Origin of the sequence: Bacillus sp. FSL W8-1202 (assembly GCF_038006165.1) — a bacterium.
Lineage (GTDB): Bacteria > Bacillota > Bacilli > Bacillales > Bacillaceae > Bacillus > Bacillus subtilis.
Genome location: NZ_JBBOUR010000001.1, coordinates 1,633,507 through 1,652,069 on the forward strand (window position 1 = coordinate 1,633,507; position 18,563 = coordinate 1,652,069).

Consider the following 18,563-nt stretch of genomic DNA (forward strand, 5'->3'; position numbering starts at 1 on the left):
AAAGGCCAAACATGATTTGGCCTTTTTTTCGTTAGACATCGTTTCCCTTTAGCCTTTAATTTTAGTATGATATGTAAATGATATTGAATAAAAGCTAGGAAGTGTCGTAATGAGCACAAAACCTTTTTACAGAGATACGTGGGCGGAAATTGACTTGTCCGCGATAAAGGAAAATGTCAGCAATATGAAAAAACATATCGGTGAACATGTCCACCTGATGGCAGTTGTGAAAGCAAACGCCTACGGGCATGGTGATGCAGAAACAGCAAAGGCTGCTCTTGACGCAGGTGCCTCATGCTTGGCTGTGGCCATTTTGGATGAAGCGATTTCACTGCGCCAAAAGGGATTGAAGGCGCCTATATTGGTGCTTGGCGCGGTTCCCCCAGAGTATGTGGCAATCGCTGCTGAGTATGACGTGACTTTAACAGGTTATTCTGTTGAATGGCTTCAGGAGGCAGCCCGCCACACGAAAAAAGGTTCTCTTCATTTTCATCTGAAGGTCGATACGGGGATGAACAGGCTTGGTGTAAAAACAGAGGAAGAAGTTCAGAATGTGATGGCAATTCTTGACCGCAACCCTCGTTTAAAGTGCAAAGGGGTATTTACCCATTTTGCGACAGCGGATGAAAAAGAAAGAGGCTATTTCTTAATGCAGTTTGAGCGTTTTAAAGAGCTGATTGCTCCGCTGCCGTTAAAGAATCTGATGGTCCACTGCGCGAACAGCGCCGCCGGACTCCGGCTGAAAAAAGGCTTTTTTAATGCAGTCAGATTCGGCATCGGCATGTATGGCCTTCGCCCGTCTGCTGACATTTCGGACGAGATACCGTTTCAGCTGCGTCCGGCATTTACCCTGCATTCGACGCTGTCGCATGTCAAACTGATCAGAAAAGGCGAGAGCGTCAGCTACGGAGCCGAGTACACAGCAGAAAAAGACACATGGATCGGGACGGTGCCTGTAGGCTATGCGGACGGCTGGCTCCGACAATTGAAAGGGACTGACATCCTTGTGAAGGGAAAACGCTTGAAAATTGCCGGCAGAATTTGCATGGACCAATTTATGGTGGAGCTGGATCAGGAATATCCGCCGGGCACAAAAGTCACATTAATAGGCCGGCAGGGGGATGAATATATTTCCATGGATGAGATTGCAGGAAGGCTCGAAACCATTAACTATGAGGTGGCCTGTACAATAAGTTCCCGTGTTCCCCGTATGTTTTTGGAAAATGGGAGTATAATGGAAGTAAGAAATCCTTTATTGCAGGTAAATACAAGCAATTAACTTACCTAAATGGAGAATTCATAAAACAGCTTTGCTTGAAGAGTGAATAATGGTATCATTATCACTGGATGGATAAAAGAGTCGTATCCGTAAGTTTGGTGGAGGTGTATGTTTTTTGTCTGAATCCAGCGCAAGAACCGAAATGAAAATCAGCTTGCCCGAAAACCTAGTAGCTGAATTGGATGGTGTAGCGATGCGGGAGAAACGAAGCAGAAACGAACTGATATCACAAGCAGTGAGAGCGTATGTCAGCGAACGAACAACTCGTCACAACCGTGATTTGATGAGACGCGGCTATATGGAAATGGCGAAAATCAACCTGAATATTTCTTCTGAGGCTCACTTTGCGGAGTGCGAGGCTGAAACGACAGTTGAGCGCTTAGTCAGCGGAGGATAATCATTTGATTGTGAAACGCGGCGATGTTTATTTTGCTGATTTATCTCCTGTTGTTGGCTCAGAGCAAGGCGGGGTGCGCCCGGTTTTAGTGATCCAAAATGACATCGGAAATCGCTTCAGCCCAACTGCTATTGTTGCAGCCATAACAGCACAAATACAGAAAGCGAAATTACCAACCCACGTCGAAATCGATGCAAAACGCTACGGTTTTGAAAGAGATTCCGTTATTTTGCTGGAGCAAATTCGGACGATTGACAAGCAAAGGTTAACGGATAAGATTACTCATCTGGATGATGAAATGATGTATAAGGTTGATGAAGCCTTACAAATCAGTTTGGCACTCATTGATTTTTAGACATATTTGCAGGTTGCTCAAATAGAGCAACTTTTTTTGTTTTCAAAAAACATAAACGATATAATAGTGAAATAACGAAAAAATATGTTGTTTTTTATTGGGAGGTAAGCGAATTTGATGTCGAATCAGACTGTATACCAGTTCATTGCCGAAAATCAAAATGAACTGCTCCAACTGTGGACTGACACACTAAAAGAATTAAGCGAGCAAGAATCCTATCAGCTGACTGACCAAGTGTATGAAAATATATCTAAAGAATATATCGACATTCTGCTGCTGTCTGTTAAGGACGAAAACGCTGCTGAAAGCCAAATCAGCGAACTGGCGCTTCGAGCGGTCCAAATCGGACTGTCTATGAAGTTTTTGGCTACTGCGCTTGCTGAATTCTGGAAGCGTCTCTACACGAAAATGAATGATAAGAGATTGCCAGATCAAGAGAGCACGGAATTAATCTGGCAGATTGACCGCTTTTTCAGCCCGATTAACACAGAAATTTTTAATCAATACTCAATCTCATGGGAAAAAACAGTATCCCTGCAAAAAATCGCGCTGCAAGAGCTGTCTGCGCCGCTTATCCCGGTGTTTGAAAATATCACGGTGATGCCTCTTGTCGGAACAATTGATACTGAACGCGCGAAACGAATTATGGAAAATCTTCTTAATGGCGTCGTCAAACACCGTTCCCAAGTCGTGCTGATTGACATTACAGGTGTCCCTGTCGTCGATACGATGGTTGCCCATCATATTATTCAGGCATCAGAAGCTGTAAGGCTTGTCGGAGCAAAATGCCTGCTGGCCGGAATCCGTCCGGAAATTGCTCAAACAATCGTCAACCTGGGGATTGATTTATCCCAAGTTATAACTAAGAATACCCTGCAAAAAGGAATTCAAACAGCATTGGAAATGACGGATCGAAAAATCGTTTCATTGGGGGAATAACATTTTGAGACATCCGAAAATCCCGATCTTGAAACTGTATAATTGCTTATTAGTGTCCATTCAGTGGGAACTTGATGACCAAACAGCTTTAACCTTTCAAGAAGACTTATTAAATAAAATATACGAAACAGGTGCTAACGGAGTCGTCATTGACCTGACATCTGTGGATATGATTGATTCATTTATCGCGAAAGTGCTGGGCGACGTCATTACAATGTCTAAGTTAATGGGGGCAAAAGTCGTCTTGACCGGCATTCAGCCCGCTGTGGCAGTGACGCTGATTGAACTTGGAATCGCGCTTGAGGAAATCGAAACTGCGCTCGACTTAGAGCAGGGGCTTGAGACATTGAAGCGGGAATTGGGGGAATAGCGAATGAACGACCAATCCTGTGTAAGAATCATGACAGAATGGGATATTGTGGCCGCCAGACAGCTGGGACGAAACGTTGCGAAAGAACTGGGTTTCGGCACGGTAGACCAGGCTAGAATTACAACGGCTATTTCAGAATTAGCCAGGAATATTTATTTATATGCCGGCAAAGGGCAGATTGGAATTGAACAGGTCGCAGACAGAGGAAAAAAAGGCCTGAAAATTATAGCGGAAGACCAAGGGCCGGGAATTCCTGATATCCGAAAAGTCATGGAAGACGGGTTTTCAACGTCTGGAGGACTTGGTGCGGGACTTCCCGGGGTCAAAAGGCTGATGGATGAATTCAGCTTAAATTCCGTATCGGGGGAAGGAACAGAGATACAAGCCATCAAATGGCTTCGGTAGGAGGTAAGAACGTGGATTTTAGGGAGGTTATTGAGCAGCGGTATCATCAGCTGCTTAGCCGATATATAGCCGAATTAACAGAAACATCTTTATATCAAGCCCAAAAATTCAGCCGAAAAACAATCGAGCACCAAATCCCTCCGGAAGAAATCATCAGCATTCATAGAAAAGTGCTGAAGGAGCTGTATCCAAGTCTCCCGGAAGATGTGTTTCATTCGCTGGATTTTTTAATAGAAGTCATGATTGGTTATGGAATGGCTTATCAGGAGCATCAAACCCTTAGAGGGATACAGCAGGAAATCAAATCAGAAATTGAAATCGCGGCAAATGTCCAGCAGACGCTGCTCGGAACTAAAGTTCCTCAGGAGGAAGCGCTGGATATCGGCGCCATCAGTGTTCCCGCTAAACAGATGAGCGGTGATTACTACCACTTTGTCAAAGACAAGGAATCCATCAATATCGCAATCGCGGACGTGATCGGAAAAGGCATTCCAGCGGCTTTATGCATGTCCATGATTAAATACGCAATGGACTCTTTGCCGGAAACGGGCATACACCCTTCTCAAGTGCTGAAAAATTTGAATCGTGTTGTTGAACAAAACGTTGATGCCAGTATGTTTATTACGATGTTTTATGCGAATTACAATATGGACAAGCATCAATTTACATATGCTTCAGCAGGACATGAACCGGGATTCTATTATTCTCAAAAGGACAACACGTTTTACGATTTAGAGGCCAAAGGACTCGTTCTTGGCATCTCACAGGACTATGACTACAAACAATTCGATCAGCATCTGGAAAAGGGCGATATGATTGTTTTATTTTCTGACGGCGTCACAGAATGCAGAACGGAAAACGGTTTCTTGGAGCGTCCTGATCTGCAGAAGCTCATTGAGGAACATATGTGTTCCTCCGCGCAGGAAATGGTCAAAAACATTTATGACAGCCTCCTCAAATTGCAGGATTTTCAGCTTCACGATGATTTTACGTTAATTGTTTTGCGAAGAAAGGTTTAACGTCTGTCAGACGAGGGTATAAAGCAACTAGTGATTTGAAGGAAAATTTGAGGTGATACGAATGAATATAAATGTTGATGTGAAGCAAAACGAGAATGATATACAAGTAAACATTGCAGGAGAAATTGATGTATACTCAGCGCCAGTGCTCAGAGAGAAGCTTGTTCCTCTGGCAGAACAAGGCGCGGACTTAAGAATTTGCCTGAAAGATGTGAGCTACATGGACAGTACCGGATTGGGCGTTTTTGTAGGGATCTTTAAAACAGTGAAAAAACAAGGCGGTTCGCTGAAACTTGAAAATCTTTCTGACCGGCTGATCCGACTGTTTGACATTACAGGCTTGAAGGACATCATTGATATTTCTGCAAAGTCAGAAGGTGGAGTGCAATGAAGAATAACGCTGATTACATCGAAATGAAAGTGCCGGCCCAACCTGAATATGTGGGAATTATAAGACTGACGCTGTCAGGGGTCGCAAGCAGAATGGGCTATACGTACGATGAAATTGAAGATTTGAAAATCGCAGTCAGCGAGGCGTGCACAAATGCGGTCCAGCACGCTTATAAAGAAGATAAAAATGGGGAAGTGTCAATACGATTCGGTGTGTTTGAAGACCGTTTAGAGGTTATTGTGGCGGATGAAGGAGACAGCTTTGACTTTGATCAAAAGCAGCAGGATCTAGGGCCGTACACACCTTCGCACACAGTTGATCAATTATCAGAAGGAGGGCTCGGTCTATATTTAATGGAAACGCTCATGGATGAAGTCAGAGTGCAAAATCACTCCGGCGTCACCGTAGCGATGACAAAGTATTTAAATGGGGAGCGAGTTGATCATGACACAACCATCAAAAACTACGAAACTAACTAAAGATGAAGTCGATCGGCTCATAAGCGATTACCAAACAAAGCAAGATGAACAGGCGCAGGAAACGCTTGTGCGGGTGTATACAAATCTGGTTGACATGCTTGCGAAAAAATATTCAAAAGGCAAAAGCTTCCACGAGGATCTCCGCCAGGTCGGCATGATCGGGCTGCTAGGCGCGATTAAGCGATACGATCCTGTTGTCGGCAAATCGTTTGAAGCTTTTGCAATTCCGACAATCATCGGTGAAATTAAACGTTTCCTCAGAGATAAAACATGGAGCGTTCATGTTCCGAGACGAATTAAAGAACTGGGTCCAAGAATCAAAATGGCGGTTGATCAGCTGACCACTGAAACACAAAGATCGCCGAAAGTCGAAGAGATTGCCGAATTCCTCGATGTTTCTGAAGAAGAGGTTCTTGAAACGATGGAAATGGGCAAAAGCTATCAAGCTTTATCCGTTGACCACAGCATTGAAGCGGATTCGGACGGAAGCACCGTCACGATTCTTGATATCGTCGGATCACAGGAGGACGGATATGAGCGGGTCAACCAGCAATTGATGCTGCAAAGCGTGCTTCATGTCCTTTCAGATCGTGAAAAACAAATCATAGACCTTACGTATATTCAAAACAAAAGCCAAAAAGAAACTGGGGACATTCTCGGTATATCTCAAATGCACGTCTCGCGCTTGCAACGCAAAGCTGTGAAGAAGCTCAGAGAGGCCTTGATTGAAGATCCCTCGATGGAGTTAATGTAATGATCCAGGTTGAAGAAAACGAGCATATTCAAACTCTAGTATATCAACTGAATAAAGAAGGGAAATCGATTTGCGGTGACAGCTTTTTTATGAAAGCTGATGATAAGGAGTTAATTTGCGCGGTTGCTGACGGACTGGGAAGTGGATCACTTGCTAACGAATCCTCTGCAGCCATCAAAGACTTAGTGGAAAACTATGCGAATGAAGACGTAGAAAGCATTATCGAACGCTGTAATCAGGCGATGAAAAACAAAAGAGGCGCTACAGCATCTATCCTGAAAATCAATTTTGAGCAAAGGCAGTTTACGTACTGCTCTATCGGAAATGTACGGTTTATTCTGCATTCCCCGTCTGGTGAAAGCTTTTATCCTCTGCCGATTTCGGGCTATTTATCAGGCAAGCCGCAAAAATACAAAACGCACACCGCCACCTATGAAAAGGGTTCAAAGTTCATTATACATACAGATGGACTCAACGTACCTGATATCCGCTCCCACTTGAAAAAAGGCCAATCGGTAGAAGAAATATCGAATTCGCTGAAAATGTATACGACATCGAGAAAAGATGACCTGACCTATATTCTCGGACAGCTGTCCTAAGAGAATAAGAACAAGAAGAAGCTGAAATACCGGCTTCTTTTTTTATGTGTTTTTTTCGGTTTTTGATACACTAGAGAAAGAACGACAAAATTGGAGGCTTTGGTTACATGGAAACGTCAGCCCTTTTAAAACAGCAAATTGCGAAAGAAATAGGTTTATCACAAAAACACGTTGAAAGTGTCATCCGCCTGCTAGAAGACGGCAATACAGTCCCGTTTATTGCCCGGTATCGAAAAGAGCAGACGGGTTCAATGGATGAGGTTCAGATTCAGACGATTTCTGAACGCTGGCAATACATACAAAACCTGAATCAGCGAAAAGAAGAGGTAATCAGGCTGATTGCAGAGCGAGGATAAACTGACAGATGATCTAAAACGTAAAATCGAGCAATCGGTGAAACTTCAGGAAGTGGAAGACCTTTACCGCCCTTATAAACAAAAACGTAAAACAAAGGCGACAGTCGCCAAAAGCAAAGGCCTTGAGCCGCTTGCCGACTATATCCTGACACTTCCCCAAGATGATCGTCTGGCAGCAACTGCAGACCAATACATCAGCGAAGAAAAAGAAGTGTTCACGCGAGAAGAAGCGATTGAAGGCGCCAAGCACATTATTGCGGAACAAATTTCAGACGAGCCGACCTTCAGAAAGTGGATTCGCCAGGAAACCTTCAAAAGAGGAACCATTAAGTCTGCAGCAGGAAAGTCGGCAGACACCGATGAGAAAAATGTGTATGAAATGTATTACGAGTATGAAGAGCCAATTGCAAAAGTCGTTCCGCATAGGGTGCTGGCAATGAACCGCGGCGAAAAAGAAGACATTTTAAAGGTAGCGATTGAACCGCCTGCGGATCACATTAAGGCGTATTTAGAAAAACAAGTCATCAAAAATCGCTCAACATCCGTAAGAGAGATTTTGCAGGAGACAATTGATGACAGCTATAAAAGGCTGATCCAGCCGGCAATCGAGCGTGAAATCAGGAAAGAGCTCTCAGAAAAAGCTGATGAACAGGCGATTCATATTTTCTCAGAGAACTTGAGAAAACTTCTTTTGCAGCCGCCGATGAAAGGCAAAACCGTTCTCGGTGTTGACCCAGCCTTTCGAACCGGCTGTAAGCTCGCTGTGTCAGATGAGACTGGAAAAGTCTTGAAAATTGATGTGATCTATCCGCATGCGCCAGTCAACAAAACAAAAGAAGCCCATGAAAAAGTGAAAAAGATTCTTGAGCAGTATCAAGTCGAGATGGTGGCGATCGGAAACGGCACAGCATCCAGAGAAACAGAACAATTCATCGTCAATGTACTGAAAGACATGCCGCGCAAAATTTATTATGTGATCGTCAATGAAGCGGGTGCAAGCGTCTATTCGGCTTCTGAGCTGGCCCGAGAAGAATTCCCTGACCTTAAGGTTGAAGAGCGCAGTGCCGTGTCTATTGCGCGAAGACTTCAAGACCCGCTCGCGGAGCTCGTTAAAATCGATCCGAAGTCTGTTGGTGTCGGACAGTATCAGCATGACGTCAGCCAAAAACGCTTAAATGAATCTCTGCGGTTTGTCGTCGAAACGGTCGTAAACCAGGTGGGAGTAAACGTCAACACAGCCTCCGCCGCGCTGCTTCAGTATGTAGCGGGATTATCGAAGTCTGTAGCAGGCAACGTTGTCAAAAAACGTGAGGAAATCGGAAAGTTTTCAAATCGAAAAGAACTGAAGGACATCCCAAGGCTCGGTGCGAAAACCTACGAGCAATGTATCGGTTTCTTAAGAGTGCAGGAAGGGACAGAGCCTTTGGATAGAACAGGCATCCACCCGGAAAGCTATAAAGAAACAAAAGCACTTTTGAAAAAACTCGGACTTTCAACAGAACATATCGGCACGGCGGAATTGAAGGACAAAATCAATCAGCTGGCGCTCTCTGAAACGGCAAAAGAGCTGGGAATCGGCGAAATCACTCTGAAAGACATTTGTGAACAGCTGACAAGGCCGGAACGCGATCCGCGCGATGAGGTGCCTAAGCCTTTGCTGAAAACAGACGTCCTTCAGCTGGAAGATTTGAAAGAGGGAATGGAACTGCAGGGCACCGTGCGCAATGTAGTGGACTTCGGAGCGTTTGTTGATATCGGAGTCAAACAAGACGGGCTTGTGCATATCTCAAAATTGAGCAATCAATTCGTCAAGCATCCTCTTGATGTCGTATCTGTCGGCGATATTGTGACAGTTTGGGTTGACGGCGTAGATGTACAAAAAGGCAGAGTATCGCTGTCTATGGTAAAATAAAAGCACTGCTTACGAGCAGTGTTTTTTCCTATAGAAATACCAGCATTGATTCAGCAGTTTAATTTGGTAATTATCTTTTTCAAGGAACGCTTTTTGCATCTGCTTTTTAAGCCAATTTGGCATAGGCTCATTCCTCCTCAGCTTTTATCATAAGAGGGACGGTGATTACCATATTGTATGCGAACGGTGAATTGTCCCGTTCAATGTTTTTTAAGTGAGGTGCGCTATGGATAATATAGAGCTTCAAAAGCTGACAGAGGATATTTCTAAAACATATTTTAAAAAGCCGTTCCGCCATCAGGCGCTTTTTAATGACAGGCTTAAAACCACGGGCGGAAGGTACCTGTTAACCTCTCATAACATTGAATTGAACAGAAAATATCTGATTGAACACGGCAGGGAGGAGCTGATCGGCATCATCAAGCACGAGCTCTGCCATTATCATCTCCACCTTGAAGGAAAAGGGTACAAGCACAGAGACAGAGATTTTAGAATGCTTTTGCAGCAGGTCAACGCGCCGAGGTTCTGTACACCCCTTAAGAAAAAAGCGGAAAACAAAAAAACTTATATGTATATCTGTACGGCCTGCGGCCAACAGTATATAAAGAAGCGCGCCATGAACCCTGACAGATACAGGTGCGGAAAATGCCGCGGAAAAATAAAAAGAATTTTTTCGTAAAAAAGGTTGACGAATATGGCAAGCCTATGTTACATTATAAAAGTCGTTACGAGAGATAAATAAAAACATTTACCTCTTGACACTGTAAATCAAGGCTGATATAATAAGTCTTGTCTCATTATTCCACAGTAGCTCAGTGGTAGAGCTATCGGCTGTTAACCGATCGGTCGCAGGTTCGAATCCTGCCTGTGGAGCCATATTGGAGAAGTACTCAAGTGGCTGAAGAGGCGCCCCTGCTAAGGGTGTAGGTCGCGTAAGCGGCGCGAGGGTTCAAATCCCTCCTTCTCCGCCATAAGATTTCGATATAAGTTCTCAACCATCGGCCCGTTGGTCAAGCGGTTAAGACACCGCCCTTTCACGGCGGTAACACGGGTTCGAATCCCGTACGGGTCATTCCATTTCGTTGGGCTATAGCCAAGCGGTAAGGCAACGGACTTTGACTCCGTCATGCGTTGGTTCGAATCCAGCTAGCCCAGCCATTTTTATTTTTGAAATCTAATAGTAAGAGCCATTAGCTCAGTTGGTAGAGCATCTGACTTTTAATCAGAGGGTCGAAGGTTCGAGTCCTTCATGGCTCACCATTTGTCTTTTTGCGGGTGTGGCGGAATTGGCAGACGCGCTAGACTTAGGATCTAGTGTCTTACGACGTGGGGGTTCGAGTCCCTTCACCCGCACTTTATTTACAAAGTGCACGCAAATCTGTTTTACTAGGTTAAGAGCCTACTAAACCAGCACAACACAATTTAATGATCACGCGGTCGTGGCGGAATGGCAGACGCGCTAGGTTGAGGGCCTAGTGGGTGAATAACCCGTGGAGGTTCAAGTCCTCTCGGCCGCATCTCAATAATACCAAGGGTTTAACCACCTTTGGTATTATTTTTTTGTGCGGAAATACGGCTATGAGAGAAGAGTTGCTCACCAAATCTCACCAGTTACTTAAAGTAATCATCCAAACGGTCGGCAGTTTCCTTCTGTTTATTAGGAAAAAGATGTCCGGAAGTATTCAAAGAAACGGAACTATGTCCTAAAGGAACTGTAAAATCTCTCGTTTTTGTTTATACATCCAAGTTTGGGTGAGAAATTCATGATCTTAAAATCGCAATTTGTCTTGAGAATTAGTAGCGGATTTCTTTAATTGACGTATCCAGATAAAGTGTCGGATCAAATAGAAAGTAGTTATAAGGGCAATCATTAATAAAATCCATATTGATGAGAAAGAAAGGATAATCAAAAAGCTGATAATAAGCATTAATGATAAACTTTTTGAAAACTTACCAGGTAACAGTTTATATGCAGACAAAATACCGCAAATTGCATTACTAATAAAGAAAGCATTAGCCATTCCAACAATTTGTTCAACATTAATGATGTTTATAAATAAAAGAATAAAAACGATTGCATGAACTAATGTTAATATGCTTATGGCTCCAATTGGTATGTTTGTTTTGGAGCGGTAAGAAATCAAGGTTATTTTTTTATTCTCTGAGGCTATTAGACGTGATACTCCACCAGTAACCAATAAATATGTGCTCATACATAATATTGTTGTGATGAAAGCCATTGTCGGGGAAGCAAACGACGTTCCAAGCAATGGAATTAAAATAATCGTTAATGTGTGTGTGTGATGTAAATCAATCCATTGATAGGCAGCAGCTACAACAATACAAACCGTTGTGATGACCACTGAGCTTATTACTATTGCTTGGGGAATCGTTCTTTTTCTGTTTTTGACATCCAAACTATAATTACCTATAATTTCCCAACCTACTAGAGCCCAAAAAAGCAAAAGAATACTATAACCAAAATCATCAAGATGAAATGGTGTTTTAATAAAAGCTTTATCCCTCATAAAGGGAATTGAACTAATCCCTCCACTTAACAATACTACTGTGGAGACTGTGGAAAACATAAATGACACTTTTCCTACGGAAGAGATATTCGATAATAGAACGAATAAACAAATCATCATTAGAATGATTCCATATGTCTCTAGGGACCAACCATTACTTTTGAACAAAGCCTTGAGGTATTGACTGGCTGTCATTAGAACGGCTACTGGTCCAACACTGCCCGCAATAATAAAAAATACAGAAGTTAATTGTTTTATATGTTGTCCAAATGCAAGTTCAACTGTATGTGCAACACCAGATTCATTCGGGAATAAAACACTTAATTTTCCAAACAATGAAGCAAATAGAAAACTAATGATCATCATAATAAACCATGCTAATATGGCATAATCCCCAGTCTTACCATAAATTATTGGTGGAAGCAAAATAATTCCCGATCCCAAAATAGGACCAACAATTAATCCACTTAAAAGTACGGGGCCAAGTTTTTTTTCTCTCACTTTTCATTCCATCCCTTCCTAAACGTGTCTTACGATCATATTTCAATTGTAATTTGTTTCCTTTCATCCGTAAAATAGATATATATGAACTTTTCCATCGGAATTAGTAATGTTTAAAGGGGGAGAGACGATGGAAATACGGCATCTAAAGACATTTATAACAATAGTGGAAAAGGGAGGATTTACAAAAGCAGCTGAATATTTAGGTTATGCCCAATCGACCATAACTTCACATATCAAAGATATTGAGCAAGAAATAGGAGGACCCTTATTTAATCGTTTTGGGAAGAAAATGCTGTTAACTGAAGTGGGTGAGTATTTGTTGCCATATGCAAACGAAATGATCAGGATTTCTGAAAAAGTAAAACAAATACAATCAAACGATGAACCCATGGGGAATCTTGTTATTGGTGCCCCGGAATCTTTAACGGTTTACCGTTTACCTCCAATTATTCACGAATTCAAAAAGCTTTTTCCTAAAGTGAAAATTACTTTAAAATCATCGACATGCTGGGAATTAAAAGATGATCTCCGAAATGGGAAGGTGGATTTAGCGTTTCTGTTGGAGTATGAACAAGAGGAAGCTGATTTATATATAGAAAAACTAATAACTGAGCCAATGATATTGGTATTCCCTAAACAGCATAAGTTGCAAAATACTCCATTTGATGATTTTTATTTTTCATCTGATGAAGTGATTTTATATACAGAACATGGGTGCAGCTATCGTACTTACTTTGAAGAGTATATGAAACACCAAGGACTGGTTTCGGAGAATACCTTTGAATTTTGGAGTGTTGAGGCAATTAAGCAGTGCGTTATGTGCGGTTTAGGAATTTCGTTATTACCGTTGATCACTGTACAAAAAGAGTTGAAAGAAAACAAATTAAGTGGATTGATTATGGATGAAACACGTATTATAACGCAGGTGGCATATCATAAAAAAAGATGGAATTCCTTAGCGATGGCTGAATTTATAAATATAGTAAAAAAACATGCGGAATTATGGAAAAGAACTCAGACTTTATAGTCGATGCTCATTAAAATCTTACTCCCAAATAAGAATAAATAATTGTAAGCACCATAATCAAAATAAACAAAAGTTGATATATAAGGGATTTGAAACAGAAAACACATATTTATTTTAATGAAGGTCTAGTGGGTGAATAAGCCGTGGAGGTTCAAGTCCTCTCGGCCGCATCAATGATACCAAGGGTTTTGACGCCCTTGGTATTTTTTTAGTCTTTGAAGAAATTGTGTTTTGTGACCAAAAGTGTCCACTAACTTAAAGTAAGTCGTCTAATTTGTCCGCCATTTCTTTTTGTTTGTAACCTTCTCGTTCAGATCAAAAGCACACTGTCAGCGTACAATGAATTAATTTAGAGGAATAGACTAATTTATCAAGACCAAAATTAAAAAATAAGATAAAAAAAGGACATAACATATTAGTCGTATAAAATATGTTATGTCCTTTCTTGTTCTACTAACGTATTCGCTACTTTAAGTGTAAATGTTCACAATGTTACTTTACTATGGAATAAAAACAAGTGTCAGTCAGCTTGCTACCATCTGCGGATAAATCATCATTTCTTAAAGTGCCTTCGAATACAAACCCCAATTTTTCTGGAATAGCACGACTTTTAAGATTTGTTGAATCACATCTGATTTCAATTCTTCTAAATTTGATATTATGTAACCCAAAGTTAGCTAATTTTTTTACTGCTTCTGTCATATATCCATTCCCGCTATATTTAGTATTTACCCAGTACCCAATTTCACATTTAGGAATGTTCCAGTCAATTCTCTGAAGGCTAGTTATTCCAATAAAGTCATTGCTATCTTTATCAAAAATAAGAAAACGAAAACTTTCTCTCTTTAAAAAATTTATATGAGCATTTCTTAAGTTTATCTCTGTTTCTTCAACAGTAGGAAGTTCTTGAGCAAATGGCAACCACGCTTTTAATTCAGAAAAGGAATCTCTAATTGCTTGGTTTACAATTTTCCCGTCTCCTGTTTGATGTGGTGCTCGAAGAATTAGTCTTTCTGTTTCTAATTGTAAAGGAACATCTAACAACAAAGGATTCAATTGATTTCCCCTCTCTAAAATTTAAAATTGCAATAATAAACTCTCATCTCCAAGTAAAAATTCTTGAGGACGAGAGGACAATTTCGTGGTATCTTCTGCTCTTCTATTCTTGTTTATCAGTGACGCCTCCAGTAAGAATTGAATATTTTTTATTCTCATCAAAGAATTTTTTCACGATAGAGTAATTCACATTTAGCCTCACATACATTTAATTTTGGTTTGCAATTCATCGATCTTATTAAGTTCATACTCATAATCACAGTTACCTTCTAAAACAAAATTCATAGTTTCAAAGAAACTTTTCGCATTCTTTAAGAGTGATTCAAAAAAATCAAGTTTCGGTAGTAATACTTTTTGTTTTTGGTCAATTTCAAATAACAACATATCGTTCGATATTGATTTCATTTTCAATAGAAGGGGTTGATCTGGAAAATAAGTTTCGCTTTTTCCTGTTTCAATAGCTTCTTCAATTAGATTTAAAAAATAAGCCCACAATTGGTCAACCAAGTCCCACATAGTGACATCAAGCAAATCTTGTTCACCATATTTTAAAATAATCGCCCCAGATAAATAGTAAGAGTCTAACTGTGGTTTTATGTTCTTTAGTCCCTCTATATTGCTAAGTGGAACAAAGTAATCGTCAATATTATTTTTTAAGATTGAAAGATCGTTTATCTTCTTATTTGGCCTAAGAATTAATGATTCAATATAAAACATTTTACCTCTCCTATTTTTCCGGATAGAATTGTCCTACTCTTCCTTTTTGAAAGCCTACAACATATTGTTGACCCTCATATGATCCTCTAATTTGATAACTAAATTTAGTTCCTTTTTTCGTTAACTCTTCACGGTTTCTATTTAGCCCCCTAATGAATTTGGACACCTACTAAGAGTGGTTTTATACTTAAGGTTGCCAAATAAGGGGGCTTTTGTGATGCAAAGACGAAAACATTCTGCTGAATTTAAACAACAGGTGGTACAAGAAGCAATTGAAACAGGCAATAAAGCTTTGGTGGCGAGACGTCACGAGCTCAGTCCAAATCTCGTAAGCAAATGGGTAAAAGCTTTTCAGGAAAAAGGCAATCTAGATCATTCCGGCATTCAAGATATTGTTTCTCCCTCAGGGATCAAACAGTTGGAGGAGGAGAATGACCAGCTTAAAAAGCTGTTAGGCGAAAAAGATTTAGAAATTTCCATTCTCCGTGACGTACTAAAAAAGAAGAACCCTCACTTACTGAAACGCTTGAAATAGCGAATGAGTGGATTGCGAAAGGTTATGCCGTCCGTAAAGTCCTGAAGATTTTAGAGATTTCTCCTTCTACGTACTATTATCAATACAAGAAAGAAGAAAAGTCAGTAAGTGAGGGCAGACCCATTCCGGGCTATTCACTCACTAAGAACGGCAAAAAAATACCGGATGAACAAATACAGGAATGGCTGATGGAACTCATCTCAGGTGAAGCCGGTGTCTATGGCTATCGAAAGTTGTGCCTCCGCCTTCGAAGCGAGTATGCGCTACAGATTAACAAAAAGAAAGTGTACCGATTATGTAAGGAACTCGATATCCTACAGCCACAGCGAGAAGTGAAGTTCCACTATCCAAGAAAATTAGCGAGGAACCGGATCATCACTGAATCGAATCAGCTGTGGGAAGCAGATATTAAATACGGCTACATCGAAGGTGAAGAGCGTTTCTTCTTTATTCTATCGCTCATTGATGTATATGACCGTTCCATCATTGATTATCATATTGGTTTACATTGTACCGGACACGACGCTGGCCAACTCGTGCAGCGTGCCTTGTTTAAGCGTCAGCAATTTGAAAGAGAAACAAAGCCAGTCATTCGAACGGATAATGGTCCACAATTTATTTCTCTAGCGTTTCAGAAAGCATGTGAAACGTTCCACATCGAACATGAACGCATTCCGCCGAGAACACCGAATATGAATGCCCATATCGAGTCGTTTCACCGATTACTAGAGTATGAATGTTTGAGGCGGTTCGCTTTTCATTCCTACGCAGATGCGTATCATGAGGTGGCTGAATACATGGATTTCTACAATAATCGAAGAATCCATTCGAGTATTTTAGATTTAGCACCAAATGAATTTTATCAACGAAACCAAACAGAAGAGCTAACGATTAAAGAAGTGAGAGTATGAGGCAGGATGATTTTCTTGCCTCACCTAAAATAAAGAGCAATTCTATGAAATAATGAGCTAAGAGTAGTATGTGTCCAAAATTAGGGGGTTAACCCGGTTTTGTTTCATAATTGATTCTATCGCATCTGCAACATCGTTAACAGTCATCTCTTTATTGAGAAAAGATTGTTGAGACTTAATTGAACCATCCCATAAATTAGGATGATGGCGCTCTAAAATATGCTTCATTCCTCGCTTATCAATGAGGAATGATTGTCCTCCAAAAGTGTATTTTCTGCTTTGGAAAGTTTTTAATTCGTTTACAACTTCATGCGGTTTAGCTTTCTTTAATCCTTGTACAGTAGACGAGTTCTTAAATATTTCAAGTGCAGAGTTTTTATAATTCTCTCCATCAAGCACGTTAAAAGGAAAAGTCCCTGAACCACCAGCCATTGCGAACTGTTGTTCAAAAACACTTGGTATTTTAACGTATTCAATACCTTTTTTTATTCCTGTTTTTGAAACTTCAAGTGTCTTAAGTGCAGCAACTTTTGAACCGGCTTTTGCAACTTTGGATACTTTATCAATACCTTTCGGACCAACTATTGCAAGAACAACAGTACTGCCGACATAGGAAACCCATTTTGCTCTGCTGTGGCTATCTCCATTAAATTCCGATGATAGTGTTAGGAAGACTGTATAATAAAAAGAGATACAGAATATGGGGGAACTAAAAGAGAGTTTAGGGAAAACAATTGCACTAAACATAAAAGAAAAACAAGCCATTAAACCGACAGGGTTCTGGACATTTTTCTGTAACCCAAAGGTTTGGGCTATTGATGATTTTTTGAGTTCAAACCAAATAGAAGATACATTTTCCATTACAAGTTGGCAAAAAGAGTGGTTTAAGGAAGGTCCACAAGGGATTATTAGAGTTGGTCATGATAACCGGAATAAAAAAATGTTAAATGGTAAACCAAAATTAAATCGAGGTATTTATGCGGTAGTAGAAATAACGGGAAAACCCGTCTACTCATCTGATAAGGATGAAAATTATTATTATGAAGAAAGTGATCATTTCAATTACCGAGTACCAGTTAGATACATAAAGAATTTGCTGCATTCACCAATCTTACTTGAGGATCTAGATTTTGAAAATGATGAATATGATAAATATGATAAGTGCTTAATCGAAGGGTTTCAAGCCTCACCAATGCCGTTAAATCCAAAAGCATTTAAAAAAATATCTTCATTGATTCATAACACTGATGCACATCCTTTGAGAATTGGAGAACAATACTCAAGAAAAGATATTTACAAGATTTTTAACGTACCAGAGGGTAAACAGGGCGGGAATTGGAACACGTGGTATACTTCGTTTAATAATGATGTATTTGTCTTTGTCAATATAAGTTCTGCCGGAAGAACGGGGCATGATTACGATAATAAATTTATCGGAGATGACCTCCAATGGTTTGGTAAGAATAGTCATTCATTACAAAATGCTTCTATTCAATCTATGTTAAAACCAAAAGGTAATATTTATATTTTTACACGGGAAGATAGTAATACTCCCCTGTTTACTTACCAAGGAAATGCTAGAGTAAAAGAGTTTCATGACACTAAGCCAGTCAAAATTATTTGGGAATTTAATGATGAAAAAGAAATCCGACATAATCAAATGGCTGAGGAAATTGATAACCCAACAAGATATATTGAAGGAGCCACAAAAAAGGTCTCAGTCAACGTTTATGAGAGAAATCCCATGGCGAGGAAAAAGTGTTTAGAGCATTATGGTTTTAGTTGTGTCATTTGTGGGTTTGATTTTGAGAAGGTATTCGGAGAATTGGGTAAAGGCTTTATTCACGTACATCATATAATTGAGTTAAATCAGATAGGCAAGGAGTACGAAATTGACCCGATCAACGATTTACGTCCAGTTTGTCCAAATTGTCATGCTATGTTGCATAAGAAAAAACCAGCTTTCACGGTTGAGGAGTTAGTGGAAATTATCAACGATAATAGATAAAAGCCAACCATTGTTTAAATCG

At 40.4% G+C, this 18,563-nt stretch carries 20 protein-coding genes, 7 tRNA genes and 2 pseudogenes; 24 read left to right on the forward strand and 5 right to left on the reverse strand.

Going from position 1 to position 18,563, the window contains the following annotated elements:
* The first annotated feature begins 109 nt into the window (after window positions 1-109).
* The 12 genes and pseudogenes from alr to NSQ09_RS08530 all read left to right on the forward strand — a co-directional run bounded on the left by alr (window position 110) and on the right by NSQ09_RS08530 (window position 9,255).
* Window positions 110-1,279 carry an alanine racemase gene (gene alr, locus NSQ09_RS08475; protein WP_341030934.1) on the forward strand — a complete coding sequence of 390 codons (1,170 nt, stop codon included), beginning with the start codon at window positions 110-112 and terminating at the stop codon, window positions 1,277-1,279.
* Window positions 1,280-1,394: 115 nt separating this feature from the next.
* Window positions 1,395-1,676, forward strand: coding sequence for a type II toxin-antitoxin system antitoxin EndoAI (gene endB / locus NSQ09_RS08480; protein WP_003225183.1), 282 nt, complete (start codon window positions 1,395-1,397; stop codon window positions 1,674-1,676).
* A gap of 4 nt (window positions 1,677-1,680) precedes the next feature.
* A complete protein-coding gene (gene ndoA, locus NSQ09_RS08485; protein ID WP_341030937.1) occupies window positions 1,681-2,031 on the forward strand; it encodes a type II toxin-antitoxin system endoribonuclease NdoA in 351 nt (116 codons plus the stop codon).
* Window positions 2,032-2,145: 114 nt separating this feature from the next.
* Window positions 2,146-2,970 carry an RsbT co-antagonist protein RsbRA gene (gene rsbRA, locus NSQ09_RS08490; protein ID WP_009966610.1) on the forward strand — a complete coding sequence of 275 codons (825 nt, stop codon included), beginning with the start codon at window positions 2,146-2,148 and terminating at the stop codon, window positions 2,968-2,970.
* A 4-nt stretch (window positions 2,971-2,974) separates the two neighbouring features.
* Complete coding sequence (gene rsbS / locus NSQ09_RS08495; RefSeq protein WP_003225190.1) at window positions 2,975-3,340, forward strand: RsbT antagonist protein RsbS; 366 nt, start codon at window positions 2,975-2,977, stop codon at window positions 3,338-3,340.
* Between the two features lie 3 nt (window positions 3,341-3,343).
* Window positions 3,344-3,745: a serine/threonine-protein kinase RsbT gene (gene rsbT / locus NSQ09_RS08500; RefSeq protein WP_017697001.1), complete on the forward strand. Its 402-nt coding sequence runs from the start codon at window positions 3,344-3,346 to the stop codon at window positions 3,743-3,745.
* An 11-nt stretch (window positions 3,746-3,756) separates the two neighbouring features.
* Entirely contained in the window at window positions 3,757-4,764 is a 1,008-nt protein-coding gene (gene rsbU, locus NSQ09_RS08505) for a phosphoserine phosphatase RsbU (protein WP_003234295.1), read from the forward strand.
* 61 nt (window positions 4,765-4,825) lie between these two features.
* The gene (gene rsbV / locus NSQ09_RS08510) at window positions 4,826-5,155 is read left to right on the forward strand and encodes an anti-sigma factor antagonist RsbV (protein ID WP_014662855.1); all 330 of its coding nucleotides are present in this window, start codon (window positions 4,826-4,828) and stop codon (window positions 5,153-5,155) included.
* The gene (gene rsbW / locus NSQ09_RS08515) at window positions 5,152-5,634 is read left to right on the forward strand and encodes an anti-sigma B factor RsbW (RefSeq protein WP_003234299.1); all 483 of its coding nucleotides are present in this window, start codon (window positions 5,152-5,154) and stop codon (window positions 5,632-5,634) included. Before rsbV ends, rsbW begins: the two co-directional genes overlap by 4 nt.
* A complete protein-coding gene (gene sigB / locus NSQ09_RS08520; RefSeq protein ID WP_003246715.1) occupies window positions 5,600-6,388 on the forward strand; it encodes an RNA polymerase sigma factor SigB in 789 nt (262 codons plus the stop codon). Before rsbW ends, sigB begins: the two co-directional genes overlap by 35 nt.
* Entirely contained in the window at window positions 6,388-6,987 is a 600-nt protein-coding gene (gene rsbX / locus NSQ09_RS08525; protein WP_017696999.1) for a phosphoserine phosphatase RsbX, read from the forward strand. The genes sigB and rsbX overlap by 1 nt, the downstream gene beginning before the upstream one ends.
* A gap of 107 nt (window positions 6,988-7,094) precedes the next feature.
* Window positions 7,095-9,255 (forward strand): annotated as a pseudogene (locus NSQ09_RS08530) (Tex family protein).
* A 9-nt stretch (window positions 9,256-9,264) separates the two neighbouring features.
* On the opposite strand, the gene cmpA reads toward NSQ09_RS08530, so the two are convergent.
* Window positions 9,265-9,378, reverse strand: coding sequence for a cortex morphogenetic protein CmpA (cmpA, locus tag NSQ09_RS08535; RefSeq protein ID WP_003225207.1), 114 nt, complete (start codon window positions 9,376-9,378; stop codon window positions 9,265-9,267).
* A 103-nt stretch (window positions 9,379-9,481) separates the two neighbouring features.
* Here cmpA and NSQ09_RS08540 point away from each other — a divergent pair, with 103 nt between their 5' ends.
* The 8 genes from NSQ09_RS08540 to NSQ09_RS08575 all read left to right on the forward strand — a co-directional run bounded on the left by NSQ09_RS08540 (window position 9,482) and on the right by NSQ09_RS08575 (window position 10,772).
* Complete coding sequence (locus NSQ09_RS08540; protein WP_003234309.1) at window positions 9,482-9,934, forward strand: SprT family protein; 453 nt, start codon at window positions 9,482-9,484, stop codon at window positions 9,932-9,934.
* Between the two features lie 122 nt (window positions 9,935-10,056).
* Window positions 10,057-10,131 (forward strand) — tRNA-Asn (locus NSQ09_RS08545).
* 4 nt (window positions 10,132-10,135) lie between these two features.
* Window positions 10,136-10,226 (forward strand) — tRNA-Ser (locus NSQ09_RS08550).
* Window positions 10,227-10,255: 29 nt separating this feature from the next.
* Window positions 10,256-10,327: transfer RNA gene (locus NSQ09_RS08555), tRNA-Glu, on the forward strand.
* An 11-nt stretch (window positions 10,328-10,338) separates the two neighbouring features.
* Window positions 10,339-10,413: transfer RNA gene (locus NSQ09_RS08560), tRNA-Gln, on the forward strand.
* A 26-nt stretch (window positions 10,414-10,439) separates the two neighbouring features.
* Window positions 10,440-10,515, forward strand: a tRNA-Lys gene (locus NSQ09_RS08565).
* A gap of 11 nt (window positions 10,516-10,526) precedes the next feature.
* A tRNA-Leu gene (locus tag NSQ09_RS08570) sits at window positions 10,527-10,608 on the forward strand.
* 80 nt (window positions 10,609-10,688) lie between these two features.
* Window positions 10,689-10,772: transfer RNA gene (locus NSQ09_RS08575), tRNA-Leu, on the forward strand.
* A 252-nt stretch (window positions 10,773-11,024) separates the two neighbouring features.
* On the opposite strand, the gene NSQ09_RS08580 is transcribed toward NSQ09_RS08575, so the two are convergent.
* Entirely contained in the window at window positions 11,025-12,284 is a 1,260-nt protein-coding gene (locus tag NSQ09_RS08580; RefSeq protein ID WP_014478929.1) for an APC family permease, read from the reverse strand.
* Window positions 12,285-12,414: 130 nt separating this feature from the next.
* On the opposite strand from NSQ09_RS08580, the gene NSQ09_RS08585 reads away from it, so the two are divergent.
* Window positions 12,415-13,314, forward strand: coding sequence for a LysR family transcriptional regulator (locus NSQ09_RS08585; RefSeq protein ID WP_014478930.1), 900 nt, complete (start codon window positions 12,415-12,417; stop codon window positions 13,312-13,314).
* A gap of 492 nt (window positions 13,315-13,806) precedes the next feature.
* Here NSQ09_RS08585 and NSQ09_RS08590 read toward each other — a convergent pair whose 3' ends face one another.
* Both NSQ09_RS08590 and NSQ09_RS08595 read right to left on the reverse strand, forming a co-directional pair.
* Entirely contained in the window at window positions 13,807-14,370 is a 564-nt protein-coding gene (locus NSQ09_RS08590) for a GNAT family N-acetyltransferase (RefSeq protein ID WP_014478932.1), read from the reverse strand.
* Window positions 14,371-14,568: 198 nt separating this feature from the next.
* Window positions 14,569-15,087 carry a hypothetical protein gene (locus NSQ09_RS08595; protein ID WP_014478933.1) on the reverse strand — a complete coding sequence of 173 codons (519 nt, stop codon included), beginning with the start codon at window positions 15,085-15,087 and terminating at the stop codon, window positions 14,569-14,571.
* A gap of 217 nt (window positions 15,088-15,304) precedes the next feature.
* On the opposite strand from NSQ09_RS08595, the gene NSQ09_RS08600 reads away from it, so the two are divergent.
* Together NSQ09_RS08600 and NSQ09_RS08605 are read left to right on the forward strand one after the other, a co-directional pair.
* Complete coding sequence (locus tag NSQ09_RS08600) at window positions 15,305-15,622, forward strand: transposase (RefSeq protein WP_014479904.1); 318 nt, start codon at window positions 15,305-15,307, stop codon at window positions 15,620-15,622.
* Window positions 15,623-15,633: 11 nt separating this feature from the next.
* Window positions 15,634-16,533 carry an IS3 family transposase gene (locus NSQ09_RS08605; protein WP_026113687.1) on the forward strand — a complete coding sequence of 300 codons (900 nt, stop codon included), beginning with the start codon at window positions 15,634-15,636 and terminating at the stop codon, window positions 16,531-16,533.
* A 93-nt stretch (window positions 16,534-16,626) separates the two neighbouring features.
* On the opposite strand, the pseudogene NSQ09_RS08610 reads toward NSQ09_RS08605, so the two are convergent.
* Window positions 16,627-17,181, reverse strand: a pseudogene (locus NSQ09_RS08610) (hypothetical protein); the annotation flags it as partial.
* Window positions 17,182-17,233: 52 nt separating this feature from the next.
* Between NSQ09_RS08610 and NSQ09_RS08615 the strand changes: the two are divergent.
* A complete protein-coding gene (locus NSQ09_RS08615) occupies window positions 17,234-18,541 on the forward strand; it encodes a DUF3427 domain-containing protein (protein ID WP_250634970.1) in 1,308 nt (435 codons plus the stop codon).
* Window positions 18,542-18,563: the final 22 nt, after the last annotated feature.